Below are 18038 nucleotides of genomic sequence, written 5' to 3'. Positions count from 1 at the left end.
CTTGGCTGGTGCCTTCTTCGCGACAGCCTTCTTCGGCGCGGCCTTCTTCTTGGCTGGTGCCTTCTTCGCGGCAACCTTCTTCGGCACGGCCTTCTTCTTGGCTGGTGCCTTCTTCACGGCAGCCTTCTTCGGCACGGCCTTCTTCTTGGCTGGTGCCTTCTTCGCGGCAGACTTCTTAGGAGCAGGCTTTTTCATGTCTGCACCCCTCTTACCTTTCTTAGGTTGGACTTGGGTGGTGCTCTTGGTGTTCTCCGTGTCCCACCGTTTTTTCTCGGCTTGGACCAGATCTTTGAACCGGTTGCCCCGGTCTTCGAAGTCGTTGAACTGGTCAAATGAGGCGCAGGCCGGCGAGAGCAGGACGACCGGATGGGGTCGGCGCTCGGTCAGCGCTTTCTCGGCGGCTGCAGCGACCGCCTTGTCCATGTCACCGCAGACCGTGTAGCGCACACGGCCATCAAGGGTCTGAGCAAACGCGCCGGCGGCCTCTCCGATCAGAAAGACATGGGCCATGCGCGGGAAGTGCGGCGAGAGCGTCGCAATACCACCTTCCTTCGCGCGGCCACCGGCGATCCAGTAGATGTTGTCGTAGCAGGCCAGACCGCGCGCTGCCGCGGCAGCGTTCGTCGCCTTGCTGTCGTTGACGAAAATCACCTTGCCAATCCTGGCGATGACTTCCTGCCGATGCACCAGACCCGGGAACGACTTGAAGGCCTTCATGACCGACTGGCCGTCGAAACCCAGCGCACGAACGGCCGCGTAGGCGGCAGCGGCGTTTTGCCAGTTGTGCACGCCGAGCAGCGACTTGACCTTGCTGAGATCGGCCACCTCGAAAGGCTTCTTCGCAGTTTCGTCGATCAGAACGCCATCAAGCACATACACACCACCGGCGACCCGGCGCTGCACGGAGACCGGAATGATCGAACGGCCACGACGTCCTGCCAGTTCGGCGTGGATGCGGCGGCAGACATCGTCGTCGATTCCTATCACCGATGTCTGGGTCGATGCACGGCGCGAAAAGATGCGCGTCTTCGAGGCGATGTAGCTCGAGAAATCGCCATGACGTTCGATGTGGTCCGGCGACACGTTCAGGAGGACGGCCACATCGCTGACCAGCGAGCGGATGAGGTCGAGTTGGAAGGAGGAGAGCTCGAGCACATAGATGCCGTCGTCCTCCATCGGATCGAGATCGAGCACCGGCGTGCCGATGTTGCCGCCAAGCTGGACGTCCAGTCCGGCCGCACGCAGAAGATGCGTGATCAGCGCCGCCGTCGTGGACTTGCCGTTCGTGCCGGTCACACCGACGACACGGCCCTGCGGCCGCGAGCGCGCGAACAACTCCATGTCTCCAAGTATCTCGATCTTCGCCGCCAGCGCGCGGGCCACCAGCGGATGCGGCGCCGGATGGGTGAGCGGAACGCCGGGACTGAGAACAAGGCTGCGGAAGCCTTCCCATTCGATCCTGTAGAGATCGTTGAGCGTAACGCCCAGCTCGGCCGCATGCCGTCGCTGCGCTGGATCGTCGTCCCAGGCGCTGACTTCGCCCCCACCGGCCGCAAGCGCTAATGAAGCGGAAATGCCGGACCGTCCCAAACCAAAGACAGCCATCGAGCTTCCAGCGTGACGTGAGAGATCGATCATCGCTCTACCTCAGCTTCAGTGTGGCAAGGCCGATGAGCGCCAGGACGATCGCAATGATCCAGAAGCGGATCACGATCGTCGGCTCGGCCCAGCCCTTCTTTTCGAAGTGGTGATGGATCGGCGCCATGCGGAACACGCGGCGGCCCGTGAGTTTGAAGGAGGCGATCTGAACGATGACCGACACCGTCTCGAGCACGAAGAGCCCGCCGACAATCGCCAGCACCAGCTCGTGTTTCGTGACGACACTGATCGCGCCGAGCGCCGCACCGGCAGCGAGGCTTCCGGTGTCACCCATGAAGACCATCGCGGGCGGCGCGTTGAACCAGAGGAAGCCGAGACCGGCGCCCACCAGCGCGCCGCAGAAGACCGCAAGCTCACCCGCGCCACTGACGGCCGGGAGATGGAGGTACTCCGCATACACCACATGGCCGCTGAGATAGGCAACGATGCCGAAGGTCATCGCACAGACGATGATGGGAACGATCGCGAGGCCATCGAGACCATCGGTCAGGTTGACCGCGTTCGAGGCGCCGACAATGACAAGCACCGAAAACGCCATGAAGAACCAGCCGAGATCGATCAGCAGGTCTTTGAAGAACGGCAGGGCAAGCGAGGTTCCGATCTCCGGGCCCGAGAGTGTCGCGATGGCAAAGGCAGCCGCGAGCGCCAGCACAATCTCGACGACGATCCGGACGCGGCTCGAAAGGCCGCCACTTGTGTGCTGCGAGACCTTGATGTAGTCGTCGACAAGGCCGAGTGCTCCAAATCCAAGCGTCACCAGAAGCACGACCCAGACGAAGCCGTTGCCGAGGTCCGACCACAGAAGAGTGCTGAGCGTGACCGAGGTGAGAATGAGCAGGCCGCCCATGGTAGGCGTGCCCGCTTTGCTGACGATGTGGGACTCGGGACCGTCCTCGCGGATCGGCTGGCAGGCACCCTGGATCGATTTGAGCCAGTTGATCATCTGCCTGCCGAACACCAGGCAGATGAAGAGCGCGGTGAGGAGCGCACCGCCTGTGCGGAACGTGATGAACGAGAACAGGCGAAGAGCGCCGAATTCATCGGAGAGCGGCGGAAGCAGATAAAAGAGCATCGCCTACCTCCCCTCAGCCGCTTTCGCGGGCCCATCGTTGGCCAGCAGGGACTCGACAACGGCTTCCAGACCGATCCGGCGGGACCCCTTGACGAGGATGACGTCGCCGGGTCGAATGACCTGCTTGAGCAATATCGCCATGGTGCGGGCATCGCCGGCCGCTCCACCGCGACGGGACGGCGACATTTCGCCGTAGAGCCGGTTCATGAGGGGACCAACGGCAAAGAGCAGATCGACCTGGGCCGAGATGACATCGCTGGCGAGCCCGGCATGGGCATCACCCTCGGTCGGACCGAGTTCCAGCATGTCACCCAGAACGGCGAGGCGACGGCCTTCCGAGCCAAGCGGCATGTCGGCCAGCACCTTGAGCGCGGCCCGCACGGCCACCGGACTCGCATTGTAGCTTTCGTCGATCACGATCGCCGCGCCGGCAGGCAGGGCAACGCGATAGCGACGGCCACGGCCGGGCGATGGTTCGATCGCCGCGAGCGACCGAGACGCTTCAGCCACATCTGCACCGAGATGATGTACGACGGCAAGGATGGCCACGCTGTTGAGCGCGTGGTGATGGCCCGACAGGACGAGACGATAGGTGTGGAGCACGCCGTCGATGGCGGCCGTGACCGTCCCGCCCTCGACATCGGGCGCCCAGTCGATCAGGCGATGATCGCAGTCCTCGCCACTACCGAAGGTCGCGATCCGGCCGGCCGACGAAGCCATGGCACGGGCCGTCAGTCGATCCGCATGCCGGTTGTCAGCGTTGATCAGCGCGGTTCCGCCCTCTTCCAGCGCGTCGAAGATGGCCGCCTTCTCCTCGGCGACCGCGGTCTCGTCGGCGAAGTTGCCGAGGTGCACCGCCTCGACCGTCGTCACCAGCGCGACGTGCGGCGACACGAGACCCGAGAGGGGTGCAATCTCGCCCGGCGCATTGGTGCCGACCTCGAAGATACCGAACGACGTTTCGATCGGCATACGCGCCAGGCTCAGCGGCGTGCCGACATGGTTGTTGAAGCTCTTCTCGCTGACATGGGTGGCGCCCTGGGCGGCCAGCACGTGATGCAGGGCATCCTTGGTTCCCGTCTTGCCGACGCTGCCTGTGACGGCAGCGATGCGCGCCCTGGTCCTGCGCCGCGCCGCCCGGGCGAGGTCGCCGAGCCCGCGCGCGGTATCGACGACCAGAAGCAGAGGTCCCGTCGGTTCATCCGGCTGGCGCTCGACCATGGCCGCGGCCGCGCCCTTCTCGAAGGCCCGCGTCACGTAGTTGTGGCCGTCCGACTGCTCGCCCTTCAGTGCGACGAAGAGATCCCGATCGGCGACCTGGCGGCTGTCGAAGGCCACGCCATCGGCCTCGAAGGCTTCGGTCGCCTCACCGCTGGTCGCATCGGCGGCGGACTTGTCGGTCCAGAGCGTGTTCCGCGTCATACCCCGGCCTCCAGATTCGCAAGGACCCGACGTGCTTCCTCCGCATCGTCGAACGGCAGGGTCGTCCCCCCCACGGTTTGACCCGGTTCGTGGCCCTTGCCCGCAATCACCAGGACATCCCCCTGTCTCAGCGATGCGATGGCTGTCTCGATGGCCGCGCGCCGGTCACCGATGTCACGAGCATCCGGAACGGCGGCAAGAATCTCGCGACGGATCAATGCCGGATCCTCACCGCGCGGGTTGTCGTCGGTCACGACGATCGAATCCGCGAGGCGCCCTGCGATCTCACCCATGAGCGGCCGCTTCACCCTGTCGCGGTCGCCACCGCAACCGAAGACAACCACAAGGCGGCCCTCGACATCGTCGCGCAGCGTCGCGAGGACATTCTCCAAGGCATCGGGTGTGTGGGCATAGTCAACATACACCTGCGCGCCCGCGGGGTGACCGGGGACCGCCTCCAGACGGCCGCGCACACCACGCAGACCGGGCGCATGCTTGAGCACGTCGGCGACGGCACATTTCTCGACAGCAGCAACCATCGCCGCAGCACACAGTATGTTCATGGCCTGGAAACGTCCGGCGAGAGGCAAATCGACGTCGATTTCACGACTATCCGCGGCGATCGTCAGCGCCTGTCGTCCATCGGCTGCGCTCGCCTGGCGCAGCAGCCGCAGATGGGTGCCGGTGCGGCCATAGGACGCGATCGCGAGATCGCGCTGACGGCAGCGCTCGGCCAGCATGGCGAACTCGAGGATATCGGCGTTCAGAACCGCCGTACCGCCGGGCAGGACGAGATCGAAGAGATGCGCCTTGGCCTCGAGATAGGCTTCGACCGTGGGGTGATAGTCGAAGTGATCTTGGGTGAGGTTGGTGAAGCCGGCCGCCTTGAAGGCCATGCCGTCGAGCCGGCTCTGATCGAGGCCGTGGCTCGATGCCTCAATCGCCAGGCGGTCAATGCCGCGGTCGGCGAGCGCCTGCAGACTGGCGTGCAGCGTAACCGGATCGGGGGTCGTGTGAGCGAGCGACTCGGCACCGTCAGGTCCAACCACGCCCAGCGTCCCGACGGTCGCACTGTCGTGGCCGAGAAGCTGCCAGAACTGACGGCAAAATTCGGTGACTGAACTCTTGCCGTTGGTCCCGGTGACGGCGATCGATGTCCTAGGCTGACGTTCGTAGTACCGAGCGCATGCCAGCGCGAAGCTGCGACGCGGTTCCGTCGATGCCACAAGGGCGAGGCCTTCGGCGCTGATTTGATCCAAGCCGGATTCGTCGGTCAGCACCGCGACCGAGCCGCGCGCCGCCGCATCGGCAATGAAGCGGCGTCCGTCGACCTGCGTACCCGAAAGTGCGGCGAACAGATAACCGGCCTCGCAGGCACGCGAATCGGCGGAAAGGCCCTGGATATCGAGATCCTCGGGTCCGCTCACGATGCGCGTCTCCGCGGCGTCAACGAGAACTGAAAGCTGCAAGGATCGCCTCCAGTTGTTCGTCTGCGTTACCTTTGGCCTCGGGAAGGTCGGGAAACAGGCCTTCGCGCGGCGCGATACCAGCAAGCGGACCGATGCGGGAAATGATGCGACCCACGGTGGGCGCCGCGGTCCAGCCGCCGGTGGCGTAGCCGAAACTCTCTTCGATGCCCTGCGGCTCGTCGATCGAGACGAGGATCACGTATTCGGGGTTGTCGATCGGAAAAGCCGCCGCGAACGACGAGAGCAGAAGGTCTTCCGCGTAGCCGCCGGCAGAATCGAGTTTCTCGGCCGTGCCGGTCTTGCCGCCGATCAGATAGCCATCGACCTGTGCCTTCCGGCCACTGCCGTACTGCACCACGAGATGGGTCAGAAGCTTGAGCGTGTCGGAGGTTTCTTCGTCGATCACCTGCGTTCCGGACGGCGGAAGCTCCGACTGCCGGCGCAGGATAGTCGGCTGGTAAAGCGTACCGCCGTTGACCATAGACGCAAACGCTGCCGCGGCCTGCACCGGCGTCACCGCGATGCCGTGACCGAAGCCGATCGTCATCGTGTTGATCTCGCGCCAGGTCGACGGATACATGGGATCGCCGACTTCCGGCAGCTCTATTGCCACGGGATCCATGAGGCCGATCCTGCGCAGGAAGTGCTGCTGGCCCTCGGCGCCGACGTCGAGCGCCATGCGTGCCGAACCGATGTTGGACGAGTAGACGAGAATTTCGGGCAGAGAGAGCCAGCGCTTCTCGGGCTTGTAGTCACTTATGGTGAAACTCGCGACACTCAGCGGCTCGGATGCGTCATAGCCACTTGCGAGATCCACAAGACCGGAGTCGAGCGCCATTCCCGCAGTGAACACCTTGAAGATGGATCCGAGCTCATAGACACCCAGCGTGGTCCGGTTAAAGCGCATGTCGGCGTCAAAGTCTCCGGCATGATTGGGATCGAAATCGGGCAGCGAGACCATGGCCATGACCTCGCCGGTGTTGGCGTCGAGCACGATAGCCGATCCACCCAGGGCCTCGAACTTCTCGATGGTCGCAGCCAGTTCCTCGCGCACGATCTGCTGGAAACGGACATCGATCGAAAGCGCCAGCGGCAATCCGTCGCCGGCTACGCGTGCCTGCAGCTCACCCTCGAGCGCCATTTCGGCACCGGCGAGGCCGTGACGGTCGATGTCGGTGAAGCCGACGAGATGCGACGTGAGCTGACCCTGCGGATAGACCCGACGCTCCTCCCGCATGAAGCCCAGACCGGGAAGGCCCAGAGCGTGGATCTCAGCCTGCTGAACGGGTGTGATGCTGCGCTGAACCCAGACGAAGCCGCGATCGCTGGCAAGGTCTTCCTCGACCTCGGCGGCATCGATCTCGGGCAGAATTCCTGCGAGCGCTCGTGCCGCCTCGCCCGCATCGAGCACACGCCGAGGCTCGGCATAGAGCGACGCCGTCGGCAGGTTCGTCGCGAGCAGGACACCATTGCGGTCGACAAGATCGGCGCGACCAACCGGCACGGCCAAGCCGCCGTCCGCCAGCACCGCATCCGGCGACAACGGCACCGCCATGACCTCGACGAGCCGGCCACCGACAACAACGAAGGCCGCCAGGAAACACATCGCCAGAATGAACATGCGGGAGCGGCATACGTCAGCCGCCTGCTTGACCGCCCCCTCGAGACGGAGGGTGGCTGCAGCACCCTCGCCCGCGGGACGCACGCCGATCTGTGAAGGATACTGCGCGATGTCCGTCACGGCTGCTCAAACTCCAAGCTCACGCGCGAGCCTTCACGCAATAGCGTCGAGAAATCGTCCAGCGCCGGCTCGGGACGCAGCGGCACCTCCGCGAGTAGTCCTATCTGACCAGCAATCATGTGCTCGAGATCGAGATGGCGGTGGGCCAGCTCGGCCAACCGCTCGGGCCTGCTGAGATAGGCCCATTCGGCCCGCAGGACATGCGCGGTTTCGCGGCTCTCGACGATCTCGGTCTCGAGATGGGCCAGCTCGTCCTTGAGGTCGCGCATCTCGTACTGGATGGTGAACGACGCCACGGCCGAGGCCAAGGCAAGTCCTATCCAGATTGCTCCACCGCGCGCCATCATGCCGCATCCCTCCAGGCCGGCGCATCTGTCCGCACCGCCACACGAAGACGCGCGGAGCGCGCCCGTGGATTGTCCGCAATCTCATCGTCCGTCGGCCCCAGGGGCTTCCGGGAGACAACACGGAAGGTCGGTGCGGGACCCGATGTCGCGACCGGCATATGACGGCTGGGATTGGCCGCCGCACCACTGCGTTCGGTCAGAAAGCGTTTTACGATCCGGTCCTCCAGGGAATGGAAGGCAACGACGACAAGGCGCCCGCCCTCGCGCAGCACCGCCTCGGCCGCGACGAGGCCCTGCTCGAGCTCGCCGAGCTCGTCGTTGACCCACAGGCGCAGCGCCTGGAACGTCCGGGTTGCGGGATCAATCCCATCGGGGGAGCGCCGCACGACACCACGCACGATCTCCGCCAGCTCGGATGTCCGCGCGACCGGCGCGGCACGGCGCGCCGCGACGATGGCACGCGCAACGGCACGAGCCCGACGCTCCTCGCCAAGACGGCCGATCAGATCGGCAAGCTCGACTTCCGTCAGATGGTTGACGGCATCCGCGGCGCTTCGGCCGTCGCCGCCCATGCGCATGTCGAGCGGGCCGTCGTGACGGAACGAAAAACCGCGCTCCAGTTCGTCAAGCTGGAACGACGACACGCCGAGATCGAAGACGACACCGTCGACCGTACCCGCAACGTAACGGCTGACCGCATCGCCGAGGCCGGAAAACCGGCCTTCGACCACCGTCAGACGTCCGGGATAACGCGCCGCGATATCGCGACCCCGAACCACCGCCTCGGGATCGCGATCAAGCGCGAGGACACAGCAATCGGCCGCATCGAGCAGGCCGGCGCTATAGCCGCCACCGCCAAAGGTGGCATCGACCAAGGTCTCGCCAGCCCGAGGGCCCAAGGCGGCGATCACCTGATCGAGGAGAACGGAAACATGGCCGGGCGCGGTCATGCAGCCCCCCCCCCATTGACGGAGAGACGGAGCCGGATGGCACCACGGTTCTGAATGGCGCGCTCGAAAGCCTCCTCCTGCTGCGCCAGCCCGGCCTGCGGCTCCCACATCTGGAAGTAATTGCCACGTCCGATGAAGCAGACCTGGTCGGTAACACCGGCGAAGGCGCGGAACACGTCGGGAAGCATGGTACGACCCTCGGCATCGAAACTCAGGTGCTGCGATGCGCCGAAGATCGCGTTGGTGAAATCCTCATGCTCCTCAGCGAAGGGATTCTCGATCGAGGCGGCAAGCTGGGCGAAGGCATCAGGCGTGAAGACGTCCAGGGCTTGAGCGCCGCTGATCGAGCGCATGGCAAACGCGCCGGCGCTGATCGCCTCGCCGAACGACGCGCGAAACTGCGCCGGAACGGACACGCGGCCCTTCCTGTCGATCTTGTTGATATGCGTACCGACAAATACCGGCACGGTGCCACCTCTCTGGCTTATCCACGCCCCGTGGGATGACGATCTGGCAGGCGCGCCAGAGGATCAGCCCTATTTGGGATGGCGTGGGATAACATGGGTCAAATTGGGTGTCAATGGATATGATGTGTAAGTGTCCGGGATAACGACAAAATTCCGTCTGAGGTGTGGAAGACACCGACTTAACCAATCCTTAAGCCACAACATGTTGTAGTAGAAAACGAGCTTCATACCATATGAAGAGTATTGACAGATGTTCTTGTTTTGTTTTACAACTAGTCGCTGTCAATGTGTCAGCCAGACTGAATCCTTGGGTGCGGATGGGATCAGGCGGCCTGTAAGCCGGGTTCTGTGACCGACCACACGGGCCGGACGATGACCATTCATCTGGGACGCCCGTTGCCGGACGCCTCACGCGATCAACCCGGGCGGCTGGGCCGGGAACGGACCTGCCTGAGGCGCGCCACCCCTACTCGATCTTGCTCCCGGTGGGGTTTGCCCTGCCGCGACCGTTACCGGCCGCGCGGTGCGCTCTTGCCGCACCCTTTCACCCTTACCGTCCCACGCCGAGACGCAGGATGGCGGTTTGTTTTCTGTGGCACTTTCCCTGGGGTCGCCCCCGCCGGGTGTTACCCGGCACCGTGTTCCCGTGGAGCCCGGACTTTCCTCCAGCCGACGCAAGCGCCAGCCAGCGGCCATCCGGCCGCCTGATCCTCAGGGTTAGGTAGTCGGTTGCTCAGCCCGGGTCAACGCACTGGGCAAGCACGCCCGCCAGACGCGCGCGCGTCTGAGCGTCGGCGATGCCGTCGACCCGCTCCGGCCGAAAGTGCTGCTGGAATGCGACAACGACATCCTGCGTGGCCTGGCCGAAGCGGCCATCGGCCACAAGACCGTAGCCAAACGTAGCAAATGCCGCCTGCAGGCGCCCCACATCCTTACCCTCATCGCCACGGCGATAGTTACGGCCGTGGAAGCCGCCCTCCTGTCGGGCAAGGCCGATGCCGCTGCGAGCCAGGAGCTCCCAGTCGAACAGTTCACCCGGGTCGCTCTTCCTTCCCGGTGCGACATCGGAGTGCCCGAGAACATGGCGCGACGGGATCGCCTGACGCTCGAGGATATCGAGGCAGAGATCCCGCACGGCCGCCATCTGCTCCATGGGGAACGGCCGGTAGCCGAACTCGTGGCCCGGATTGACGATCTCGATGCCGATTGAAGCACTGTTGATGTCGGTGCGGCCGCGCCACGAGGCGACACCGGCATGCCAGGCCCGCCGCTCCTCCGGCACCAGGCGCACGACCGTGCCGTCTTCGTCGACCAGATAATGGGCGCTGACCTCGGCTGCAGGGTCGCACAGCTGCACGAGCGCGACTTCGGCGCTCGCCATGCCGGTGTAATGCAGGATCAGCATGTCGACGGGCGCACCGCCACAGCGCTCGCCATGATTGGGTGAAGGATGGTCCGTCAGGTCGAGGTCGGTCATCAAAGCTCCGCAAAGGCGTTGCAGGCCGCCTTCCATCACACTACCGTCACAAGGATACAAGAGGCGCCCGCCCCGCAGGCGCGCTCGCTTGCGGAGGTGGCGCAATCATGCGTGCGGGAGGACTCATGCCAAACGTTAGAAATGTTGCCATTGTGGGACCGTCGCTCAGCGGCAAGACGACGCTCCTGGAAAGCCTCTTGTTTGCGTCGGGGGCGATCGGCCGCAAGGGTTCGGTGAAGGAAGGAAACTCGGTCGGCGATTCCGCACCGGAGGCGCGCGAGCGCAACATGTCGACCGAGGTCAGTGCGGCCAACGCCGACTTCGAAGGCACGATCATCAACTTCCTCGATTGTCCGGGCTCCATCGAGTTCCTGGCCGAATCGCGCAACGCGCTAATGGGGGCCGATGCGGCGATCGTCGTTTACGAGCCCGTCGTCGAGCGCGCCTCGACCCTGGCCCCGATCTTTCGCTTCCTCGAAGACAACGCCATTCCGCATATGGTCTTCATCAACAAGATAGACCGCACGGCAACGCTGATGCGCGAACTGCTGCCCGAGATGCAGGAGGTGTCGCAGACGCCGCTGCTGATCACGCAGGTCCCCATCCGCAACGGCGAGGATGTCACGGGCTACGTCGACCTCATCACTGAGAAGTCCTACGAATACAACTCCGGCGCGGCCGCCGACACGATCGAGATGCCCGACAACGTCAAGGACCGCGAGGAAGAAGCGCGGCAGATGATGCTCGAGGCGCTCGCCGACTTCGACGACAACCTCATGATGAAGCTTCTGGAAGACGAGATTCCCTCGATCGAGGAGGTCGTCAGCGACCTGCGCGATGCTTTCGCAGAAGGCAAGATCGCCCCTGTTCTGATCGGTGCCGCCGAACAGGAGAACGGCGTTCGCCGCCTGTTGCAGGAGATCGTCGAGTGGACGCCAGAGCCTTCGGTGCGCGCCAATCTCCACGATCTCGATGGCCCGCCGGCTGCCCAGGTGCTCAAGACCTTCAACACCCAGCATGGCGGCAAGCTCTCGCTGGTGCGCATCTGGCGCGGCACAATCAAGGACGGCGAGACTGTCAATGGCGAGCGTATCGGCGGCATGTACCGCATGCAGGGTGCCGACCAGGTCAGGATTGATCATGCCGATACCGGTGACATCGTGGCCTTCGCACGTCTCGAGAACGCGCACACGGGCGACACGCTGATCGTGGGCGGCGATGCTCCGGAAGCCGATGCCGCCTATCCGTCGGCCAAGCCGATGCCACGCCTCTATGGCCTCTCGATCCATGCCGCACGGCGTGATGACGAGGTCAAGATGGCGACCGCCCTGCAACGCATCCACGAGGAAGATCCCTCGATCGAGCCCGAGCAGGACCAGGACCTGCACCAGCTCGTTCTGTGGGGCCAGGGCGACATGCATCTGCAGATCGCCTTCGCCAAGCTGCGCGGCCGCTACGGTGTCGAGGTGTCCTCGGGACGGCCGCGTGTGCCCTATCGCGAGGCGATCCGTAAACCGACCACCCAGCATGGCCGCTTCAAGCGCCAGACCGGCGGCAGCGGGATGTTCGGGGACGTTCAAATCAACATCAAACCCCTGCCCCGCGGCACCGGCTTCGAGTTCACCAACTCGGTGACCGGTGGCAATATTCCCAAGCAGTACATTCCGGCTGTCGAAGCGGGAGCGAAGGAGTACCTGGAGCAGGGACCGCTGGGCTTCCCGGTCGTCGACGTCGCGGTTGAGGTGTTCGACGGCAAGTATCATGACGTCGACTCGAACGAGATGGCCTTCAAGCTCGCCGCCAAGGTCGCCATGTCGGAAGGCATGCCGAGCTGCGGTCCGGTGCTGCTGGAGCCCATCATGCAGGTCAACATCCACGCCCCCAACACGGCGACGGCGCGGGTGCAGCAGCTTGTTACCGGTCGCCGCGGCCAGCTTCTGGGCTTCGAGGCCCGCGAAGGCTGGAAGGGCTGGGACACGGTGACAGCCAACATGCCTCAGGGTGAAATCCAGGACCTGATCAGCGAACTGCGCTCGCTGACCCAGGGCGTGGGTTACTTCAGCGCCGAGTTCGACCATCTGCAGGAACTCACCGGTCGCGAGGCCGACATCATCGTCGAGGATCGCAAGGGCGAGCTTGAGGCGGCCTAGAGACCAGCAAAGAGAGTGCGAGAGAAGGTCTCGCGTCCTTTCAAGGTCAAGTCAGCTGACGTTGTCGCGGTTGGTTCGGGTGCATCCTCAAGAAGATGAGAGCCCGGCCCTGCGGAATGGCGGGGCCGGCATCACTCAAATCAGGATGTAGAAGGCCCGGTCGCCGCGGCGGATGTGAAGCGCCACACGACCGGAGTTGTCGCCTTCGACCGCGGCCGTGAACTCTTCGGGCGTGGTCACCTTGTTGCGCGCGGCCTCGGTAACAATGTCGCCGGGACGCAGTCCCGCGACCCAGGCCGGGCTGTTGGGCAAGACATCGATCACCTCGACACCGTCGACCTTGCCGGCCATCCCGGAGTCGGGGGCGATGGCACCGAGCACCGCACCGGCGAATTTCACATCGTCGGTCCGAACCTGCTGCTGCTCGGTGTCGAGCGACGCAGTTTTCACCTGGTCGGGGCGGGCTGCGATAACAGCGTCGATGATCAGCGGCGAGCCGTTGCGCACGATCTCGAGGCTGGCCTTCTCGCCGACCCGCATGAGGCCAACGGCGTTGCGCAGATCGCTTGCATCAAGCACGGGATTGCCATTGATCGACATCACGATGTCACCGCCGAGCACGCCAGCTTCGTGCGCCGCCGAGCCCTCGAAGACATTCGAGACCAGGGCGCCTTCGGCGACCGGCAGGCCGAGCGCGTCGGCGAGGTCCGGCGTGAGGTCCTGGATGTTGATGCCGAGCAGGCCGCGCTGCACCGAACCGTGCTCGATGATCTGGTCCATGATCGCGCTCGCCATGTTGATCGGGATGGCAAAGCCGATGCCGATGTTGCCCTGGTTGCCCAAGATGGCGGTGTTGATGCCGATCACGTCACCGGACAGCGAGATGAGTGCGCCGCCGGAGTTGCCGGGGTTGATCGAAGCGTCGGTCTGGATGAAGTCCTCATAGCCCTCGATACCCAGTCCGCTGCGTCCCTTGGCGCTGACGATGCCGAGCGTCACGGTCTGACCGAGCCCGAAGGGATTGCCTATCGCGACAACGAAGTCGCCGACCTCAAGCGCGTCCGAATTGCCGCGGTCGATCGCGACCAGATTGTCGGCCTGGACCTGCAGAACCGCGACATCGGCCTCGGGATCGGAGCCGATCAGCGTCGCCGGCAGCTGACGGCGATCGGTCAGCGTGACCAGGATCTCTTCGGCATGCGCGATGACGTGATGATTGGTGATGATGTAGCCGTTCCCGGCGTCGACGATCACGCCGGAACCGACGCTGTGGGACGGCTGGCCGTTGCCGTCAGGCATCTGGGGCAGCAGATCGCCGAAGAGTGGATTATCGAACAGCGGATTGTCGCCGCCGTTCACGGTGCCGCGGGTCGCGATGTTGACGACGGCGGGACCGACCTCCCTGATGACAGGAGCGAGTGTCGCCTCGCCTTCTTCATTAACGAAGAAGGCTCCTGTGGCGGCCTGGGCCATGTGTGCAGCCGCAATCGCCGTGGCAAACACCATAGCAGCAATGGATGACTTGAATCTCAATCGAACCTCCTCATGGTCCTGCTCCGGAACCGGTCATATCTCCGACCGTCTGAATCCGGAAGCAAATGACACCTTGATGAGAAGGAATTTTGGCCCGCAAGATGGCCAGACTTGGGCAAGCATGTTCACAAACCCGTGTCGCCGCAATGCCAGGTTTGCGCACTGTCGCGGCCGGAGGATTCCGTCACCTGACGAACTCCACTAGATTGCGCCGGTGAGCACATCCGATCCCCCCAAAGCCGACTGGTTGGCCGGGCTGGCGGTCTATGTCCAGCCCCGCGTTCTGGCCGTCCTGTTCCTAGGCTTTTCCAGCGGCCTGCCGCTCGCGCTGACCGGCGCAACCCTGTCGGCCTGGATGACCGACGTCGGCGTCGACCTGACGGTGATCGGCTTCTTTGCACTGGCGGGCCTGCCCTACACCTTCAAGTACGTCTGGGCTCCGCTGATCGACCGGCTCCGTGTGCCAATCCTCGCGAACCGGATGGGCCACAGGCGCGCCTGGCTGATCACGATTCAGGTGCTTCTTGCGGGCGCGATCCTGCTGCTCTCGGGCCTCGATCCGCTGGCGCAGCCGGCGGCAACAGCCGTCCTGGCCGTGCTGGTGACCTTTCTTTCGGCCAGCCAGGACATCGTGATCGATGCGTTCCGAATCGAGTCGCTGGGAGAGAACCAACAGGGTGCGGGTGCCGCCGTCTACATCGGCGGCTACCGGGTCGCCATGCTGATATCAGGCGCCGGGGCACTTTATCTCGCCGAGTTCTATGGCTGGAGCATCAGCTACATCGGCATGGCCGCGCTGATGGCCGTCGGCATCGCAACCGTGATCATCTCGCGCGAACCCGAACAAGCCGCCGAACGCGACCGGGAAGAAAAGCGCCGCAGGGCCCAGTTCGAGAAGCTGACCGGTAGCGAGGCAAAGGGTGGACTCGGTGTGGCAGGCGCCTGGCTCTACACCGCGATCGTCGCGCCGTTCCTGGAGTTCTTTACCCGCAGGTTCGCCATCCCGATCCTGCTTTTCGCCCTGCTCTACAAGCTGGGCGATGCGCTCGCAGGCAACATGACCACACCGTTCATCCTGAAGACAGGCTTCAGCAAGGTCGAGCTGGCCGAGGTTGCCAAACTCTACGGTTTCGCAGCCACCATGATCGGTGTGGCGCTGGGCGGCCTTCTGATCCGTGCGGTCGGGCTTCTGCGCGGCCTGTGGATTGCCGGCCTTCTCCAACTCGCCAGCAACCTGATGTTCGCGGTGCAAGCCTGGTACGGCTACGACTACACCGTCCTGGTGCTGACGATCTCCGCCGAGAACCTGGCTGGCGGGATGGGGACGGCCGCCTTCGTGGCCTATCTCTCGTCGCTCTGCAACGCGGCCTACACGGCGACACAGTACGCCTTGCTGAGCTCGTTCATGGCAGGAGGCCGGACACTTCTGTCCTCGCCAGCCGGCTGGCTGGTCGAACATGTCAACTGGGCAGGTGCCTGGACCTGGGTCACAGGCACGGCGCCCCCCCAGGCCGTGGCCCTGCAGGTCAACTGGATCGGATTTTTCGTGCTCACAACCCTTGCCGCCATACCGGGCCTTGTGGTTCTAGTGTGGTTGATGCGGCGGAAAACCATGACGGACACCGGATAGGCACCCGCCACCTAAAATATCCGCCCAGGAGCCGGAGAGCTTGGCGGAACCAGACAATTGCGACGGCGTCCCTGGCAGGCGCCGCAGCAGGGGGAACCAGGACCATGACATCCAACGCGCTCGTTTCAGTGATCTGTCAGGATCACACTGGCCTTGTGGCCGATGTCGCAGGGCTTCTGTTCGATCTCAACATCAACCTGGGCGACACGACCTTCGCCGTGCTGGGCGAAGCCGCCGAGCTGACCTGTCTGGCGGAGGTGCCCGACGATCTCTCGCTCGATCGCGTGAGTGACGAAATCGAGAAGCTCCTGGTCATGGATGACGCCCAGGTCTCGGTGACGCCGTTCGAGATGGCGCCGATCCACGACGAGAGCGCTCATATCACGCATCGCATCGAGCTCGACGGGCGCGACCGTCCGGGCGTGATCGCCCGACTTGCCGAAGTTTTCGGTCAGCACGGAGCGAACATTGTTCGGATGAACTGCGAACGTGTTCCCGAGAAGGGGCACGATCGTTATGTCACCCGTTTCTCGCTGTACATCCCGGAACGGCGGGTCGAAAGCTGCCTGGCCACCGTGGCCAACACGGCCGGCGAGATGCAGATGAGCTTCGAGTACATTGCCGTCGACGACTGATCCCGGGGCCGACCACCCCAGGCCCGTTGCAGATCCTCCAACCCCGCCATAGTGGTGGCACGGTAACGTTCGCTTGCGGCGGGATCGGCGGCCGTCAGCGCTGATCTGGCATGCCGCCGCGGCGACGCCACCGTGGTGAGCGGTCATGCACGCTTTGCGCTCCAGGCGATCGGACGAGTAATGAAGTAGGAGAACGTGGCGCACCCCGGAGGATTCGAACCCCCAACCTCCTGATCCGTAGTCAGGTGCTCTATCCAGTTGAGCTAGGGGTGCGCACTGCCATCGGAGAACCCCGAAAGGGGCTGTCCGATGTGAGGCGCGGAACCTAGTCGATAGGGCAAGGGACCGCAAGACCCTGAACCCGCCTGCGAATCGTCCAGATTTCGACCTTGTGACAGTGAGGGCCGTCGCGTACTATCTATCCTCGCCGCTGGCAAGGGGGCTTCCTTACCAGTTGGGGGGGCTTCTCGCGGGCTGCGAGACCGTGGACGATATTCTGTAGCCGCCGCTTTCCGGCGGAGCCGCCGCAAGCGAGAGTTCAGCCGCCCAAGTCGAGGTCGCCTCCGTCATGGTGTCGTCGCTCAACGACAGCCTCAGCCTGCCGACGATCAATGCCCAGTCCTATGGCAACACCGGCACCGCGGTCAGCGAGACGGTGCGCGATGTCGCTGGTGAGGCGCAGGTCCTCCAGCGGGCGGTGCAGCAGAACGAAGCGGCCTACGCCAACCAGCGCGCACGCACCGAGCAGAACGCCCAGCGCTACTAAGCCACGAGCGCGTCGAATGCAGCGACATCGGCCTGCATATCGGATGCCATCGACGCCACGCTTCGCCTCACGGGCGCGGTCGAGGAAGACCATGGCCAGCTCCATGAGCTGCGGGATGTGAACAACCGCACCGCGGTCAACGAGGTCTGCATCTTCGTCCGCTGATCGGTCACGCCGCTTCCGACGTATCAGGTTGTCAGGCTGGACTTACCAGAGGCTTGGGATGCACTCATGCGTCATATTCTTTTCGCTCTTGTTCTCGCAATCTCGTCCGCGGCGCTCGCCCAAGGCGACGTGTCCGACGGAGACTCTGCCGCGATCAAGGCGGTCATCCTCGACCAGCTCGATGCCTTCAATCGCGACGACGGCAATCGCGCCTTCAGCCACGCCTCACCCTCGATTCAGGACAAGTTCCGGAGCGTTGATGTCTTTATGACGATGGTGCGGCAGGCCTATCTGCCGGTCTATCGTTCGGCGGCCGCCAAGTTCGGCCAGGTGCACCTGGTCGACGGCATTCCCTACCAGCAGGTCTATGTGACCGGCCAGAACGGCGAAGCAGTCCTTGCGGTCTACACGATGGAGCAGCAGGACGACGGCTCCTGGCGGATCAACGGCTGCACCCTCTACCCGACACCCGACCTTAGCGCCTGACCGCTACCAAGGCAGTTCGCGACGATCGTGGTTGAAGAACCGGCCGCTCCGATCGGGTCCGCTGGCAGG

General features: G+C 64.1%; 14 protein-coding genes, 1 tRNA gene, 1 other RNA gene and 1 pseudogene. 5 read left to right on the top strand and 12 right to left on the bottom strand.

The window, feature by feature from the left end; translation table 11 throughout:
• Positions 1-276 precede the first annotated feature (276 nt).
• The 10 genes and pseudogenes from GDA49_13245 to GDA49_13200 all read right to left on the bottom strand — a co-directional run bounded on the left by GDA49_13245 (position 277) and on the right by GDA49_13200 (position 10604).
• A pseudogene (locus GDA49_13245) lies at positions 277-1638 on the bottom strand (UDP-N-acetylmuramoyl-L-alanine--D-glutamate ligase).
• Positions 1639-1642: 4 nt separating this feature from the next.
• Positions 1643-2731: a phospho-N-acetylmuramoyl-pentapeptide-transferase gene (locus tag GDA49_13240; GenBank protein ID MBC6441340.1), complete on the bottom strand. Its 1089-nt coding sequence runs from the start codon at positions 2729-2731 to the stop codon at positions 1643-1645.
• A gap of 3 nt (positions 2732-2734) precedes the next feature.
• Positions 2735-4153 carry a UDP-N-acetylmuramoyl-tripeptide--D-alanyl-D-alanine ligase gene (gene murF, locus GDA49_13235; protein ID MBC6441339.1) on the bottom strand — a complete coding sequence of 473 codons (1419 nt, stop codon included), beginning with the start codon at positions 4151-4153 and terminating at the stop codon, positions 2735-2737.
• Complete coding sequence (locus GDA49_13230; GenBank protein MBC6441338.1) at positions 4150-5622, bottom strand: UDP-N-acetylmuramoyl-L-alanyl-D-glutamate--2,6-diaminopimelate ligase; 1473 nt, start codon at positions 5620-5622, stop codon at positions 4150-4152. Before GDA49_13230 ends, murF begins: the two co-directional genes overlap by 4 nt.
• Complete coding sequence (locus GDA49_13225) at positions 5600-7243, bottom strand: penicillin-binding protein 2 (GenBank protein ID MBC6441337.1); 1644 nt, start codon at positions 7241-7243, stop codon at positions 5600-5602. The genes GDA49_13230 and GDA49_13225 overlap by 23 nt, the downstream gene beginning before the upstream one ends.
• A gap of 116 nt (positions 7244-7359) precedes the next feature.
• Positions 7360-7710 carry a hypothetical protein gene (locus GDA49_13220; GenBank protein MBC6441336.1) on the bottom strand — a complete coding sequence of 117 codons (351 nt, stop codon included), beginning with the start codon at positions 7708-7710 and terminating at the stop codon, positions 7360-7362.
• Complete coding sequence (rsmH, locus tag GDA49_13215; GenBank protein MBC6441335.1) at positions 7707-8660, bottom strand: 16S rRNA (cytosine(1402)-N(4))-methyltransferase RsmH; 954 nt, start codon at positions 8658-8660, stop codon at positions 7707-7709. The genes GDA49_13220 and rsmH overlap by 4 nt, the downstream gene beginning before the upstream one ends.
• Positions 8657-9127, bottom strand: coding sequence for a division/cell wall cluster transcriptional repressor MraZ (locus GDA49_13210; protein ID MBC6441334.1), 471 nt, complete (start codon positions 9125-9127; stop codon positions 8657-8659). The genes rsmH and GDA49_13210 overlap by 4 nt, the downstream gene beginning before the upstream one ends.
• A 319-nt stretch (positions 9128-9446) precedes the next feature.
• An RNA gene (gene rnpB / locus GDA49_13205) (RNase P RNA component class A) lies at positions 9447-9835 on the bottom strand.
• Positions 9836-9860: 25 nt separating this feature from the next.
• Positions 9861-10604 carry an N-acetylmuramoyl-L-alanine amidase gene (locus tag GDA49_13200; GenBank protein MBC6441333.1) on the bottom strand — a complete coding sequence of 248 codons (744 nt, stop codon included), beginning with the start codon at positions 10602-10604 and terminating at the stop codon, positions 9861-9863.
• Positions 10605-10729: 125 nt separating this feature from the next.
• Between GDA49_13200 and GDA49_13195 the strand changes: the two genes are divergently transcribed.
• Complete coding sequence (locus GDA49_13195) at positions 10730-12754, top strand: elongation factor G (protein ID MBC6441332.1); 2025 nt, start codon at positions 10730-10732, stop codon at positions 12752-12754.
• 135 nt (positions 12755-12889) lie between these two features.
• On the opposite strand, the gene GDA49_13190 is transcribed toward GDA49_13195, so the two are convergent.
• Positions 12890-14260 carry a Do family serine endopeptidase gene (locus GDA49_13190; protein MBC6441331.1) on the bottom strand — a complete coding sequence of 457 codons (1371 nt, stop codon included), beginning with the start codon at positions 14258-14260 and terminating at the stop codon, positions 12890-12892.
• A 232-nt stretch (positions 14261-14492) separates the two neighbouring features.
• Between GDA49_13190 and GDA49_13185 the strand changes: the two genes are divergently transcribed.
• Positions 14493-15917, top strand: a complete 1425-nt coding sequence (locus tag GDA49_13185; protein MBC6441330.1) for an AmpG family muropeptide MFS transporter — start codon at positions 14493-14495, stop codon at positions 15915-15917.
• 104 nt (positions 15918-16021) lie between these two features.
• Positions 16022-16552, top strand: a complete 531-nt coding sequence (locus tag GDA49_13180; GenBank protein MBC6441329.1) for an ACT domain-containing protein — start codon at positions 16022-16024, stop codon at positions 16550-16552.
• A 196-nt stretch (positions 16553-16748) separates the two neighbouring features.
• Here GDA49_13180 and GDA49_13175 read toward each other — a convergent pair.
• Positions 16749-16825, bottom strand: a tRNA-Arg gene (locus GDA49_13175).
• 295 nt (positions 16826-17120) lie between these two features.
• Between GDA49_13175 and GDA49_13170 the strand changes: the two genes are divergently transcribed.
• Together GDA49_13170 and GDA49_13165 are read left to right on the top strand one after the other, a co-directional pair.
• Complete coding sequence (locus GDA49_13170) at positions 17121-17318, top strand: hypothetical protein (protein MBC6441328.1); 198 nt, start codon at positions 17121-17123, stop codon at positions 17316-17318.
• Positions 17319-17549: 231 nt separating this feature from the next.
• A complete protein-coding gene (locus GDA49_13165) occupies positions 17550-17969 on the top strand; it encodes a DUF4864 domain-containing protein (protein MBC6441327.1) in 420 nt (139 codons plus the stop codon).
• The last annotated feature ends 69 nt before the right edge of the window (positions 17970-18038 follow it).

Source organism: Rhodospirillales bacterium, assembly GCA_014323865.1.
In the GTDB taxonomy this organism is placed as follows: Bacteria; Pseudomonadota; Alphaproteobacteria; order SP197; family SP197; genus SP197.
Note: the sequence above shows the minus strand (reverse complement) of the source record. Positions and strands in the feature narration are given on the sequence as shown.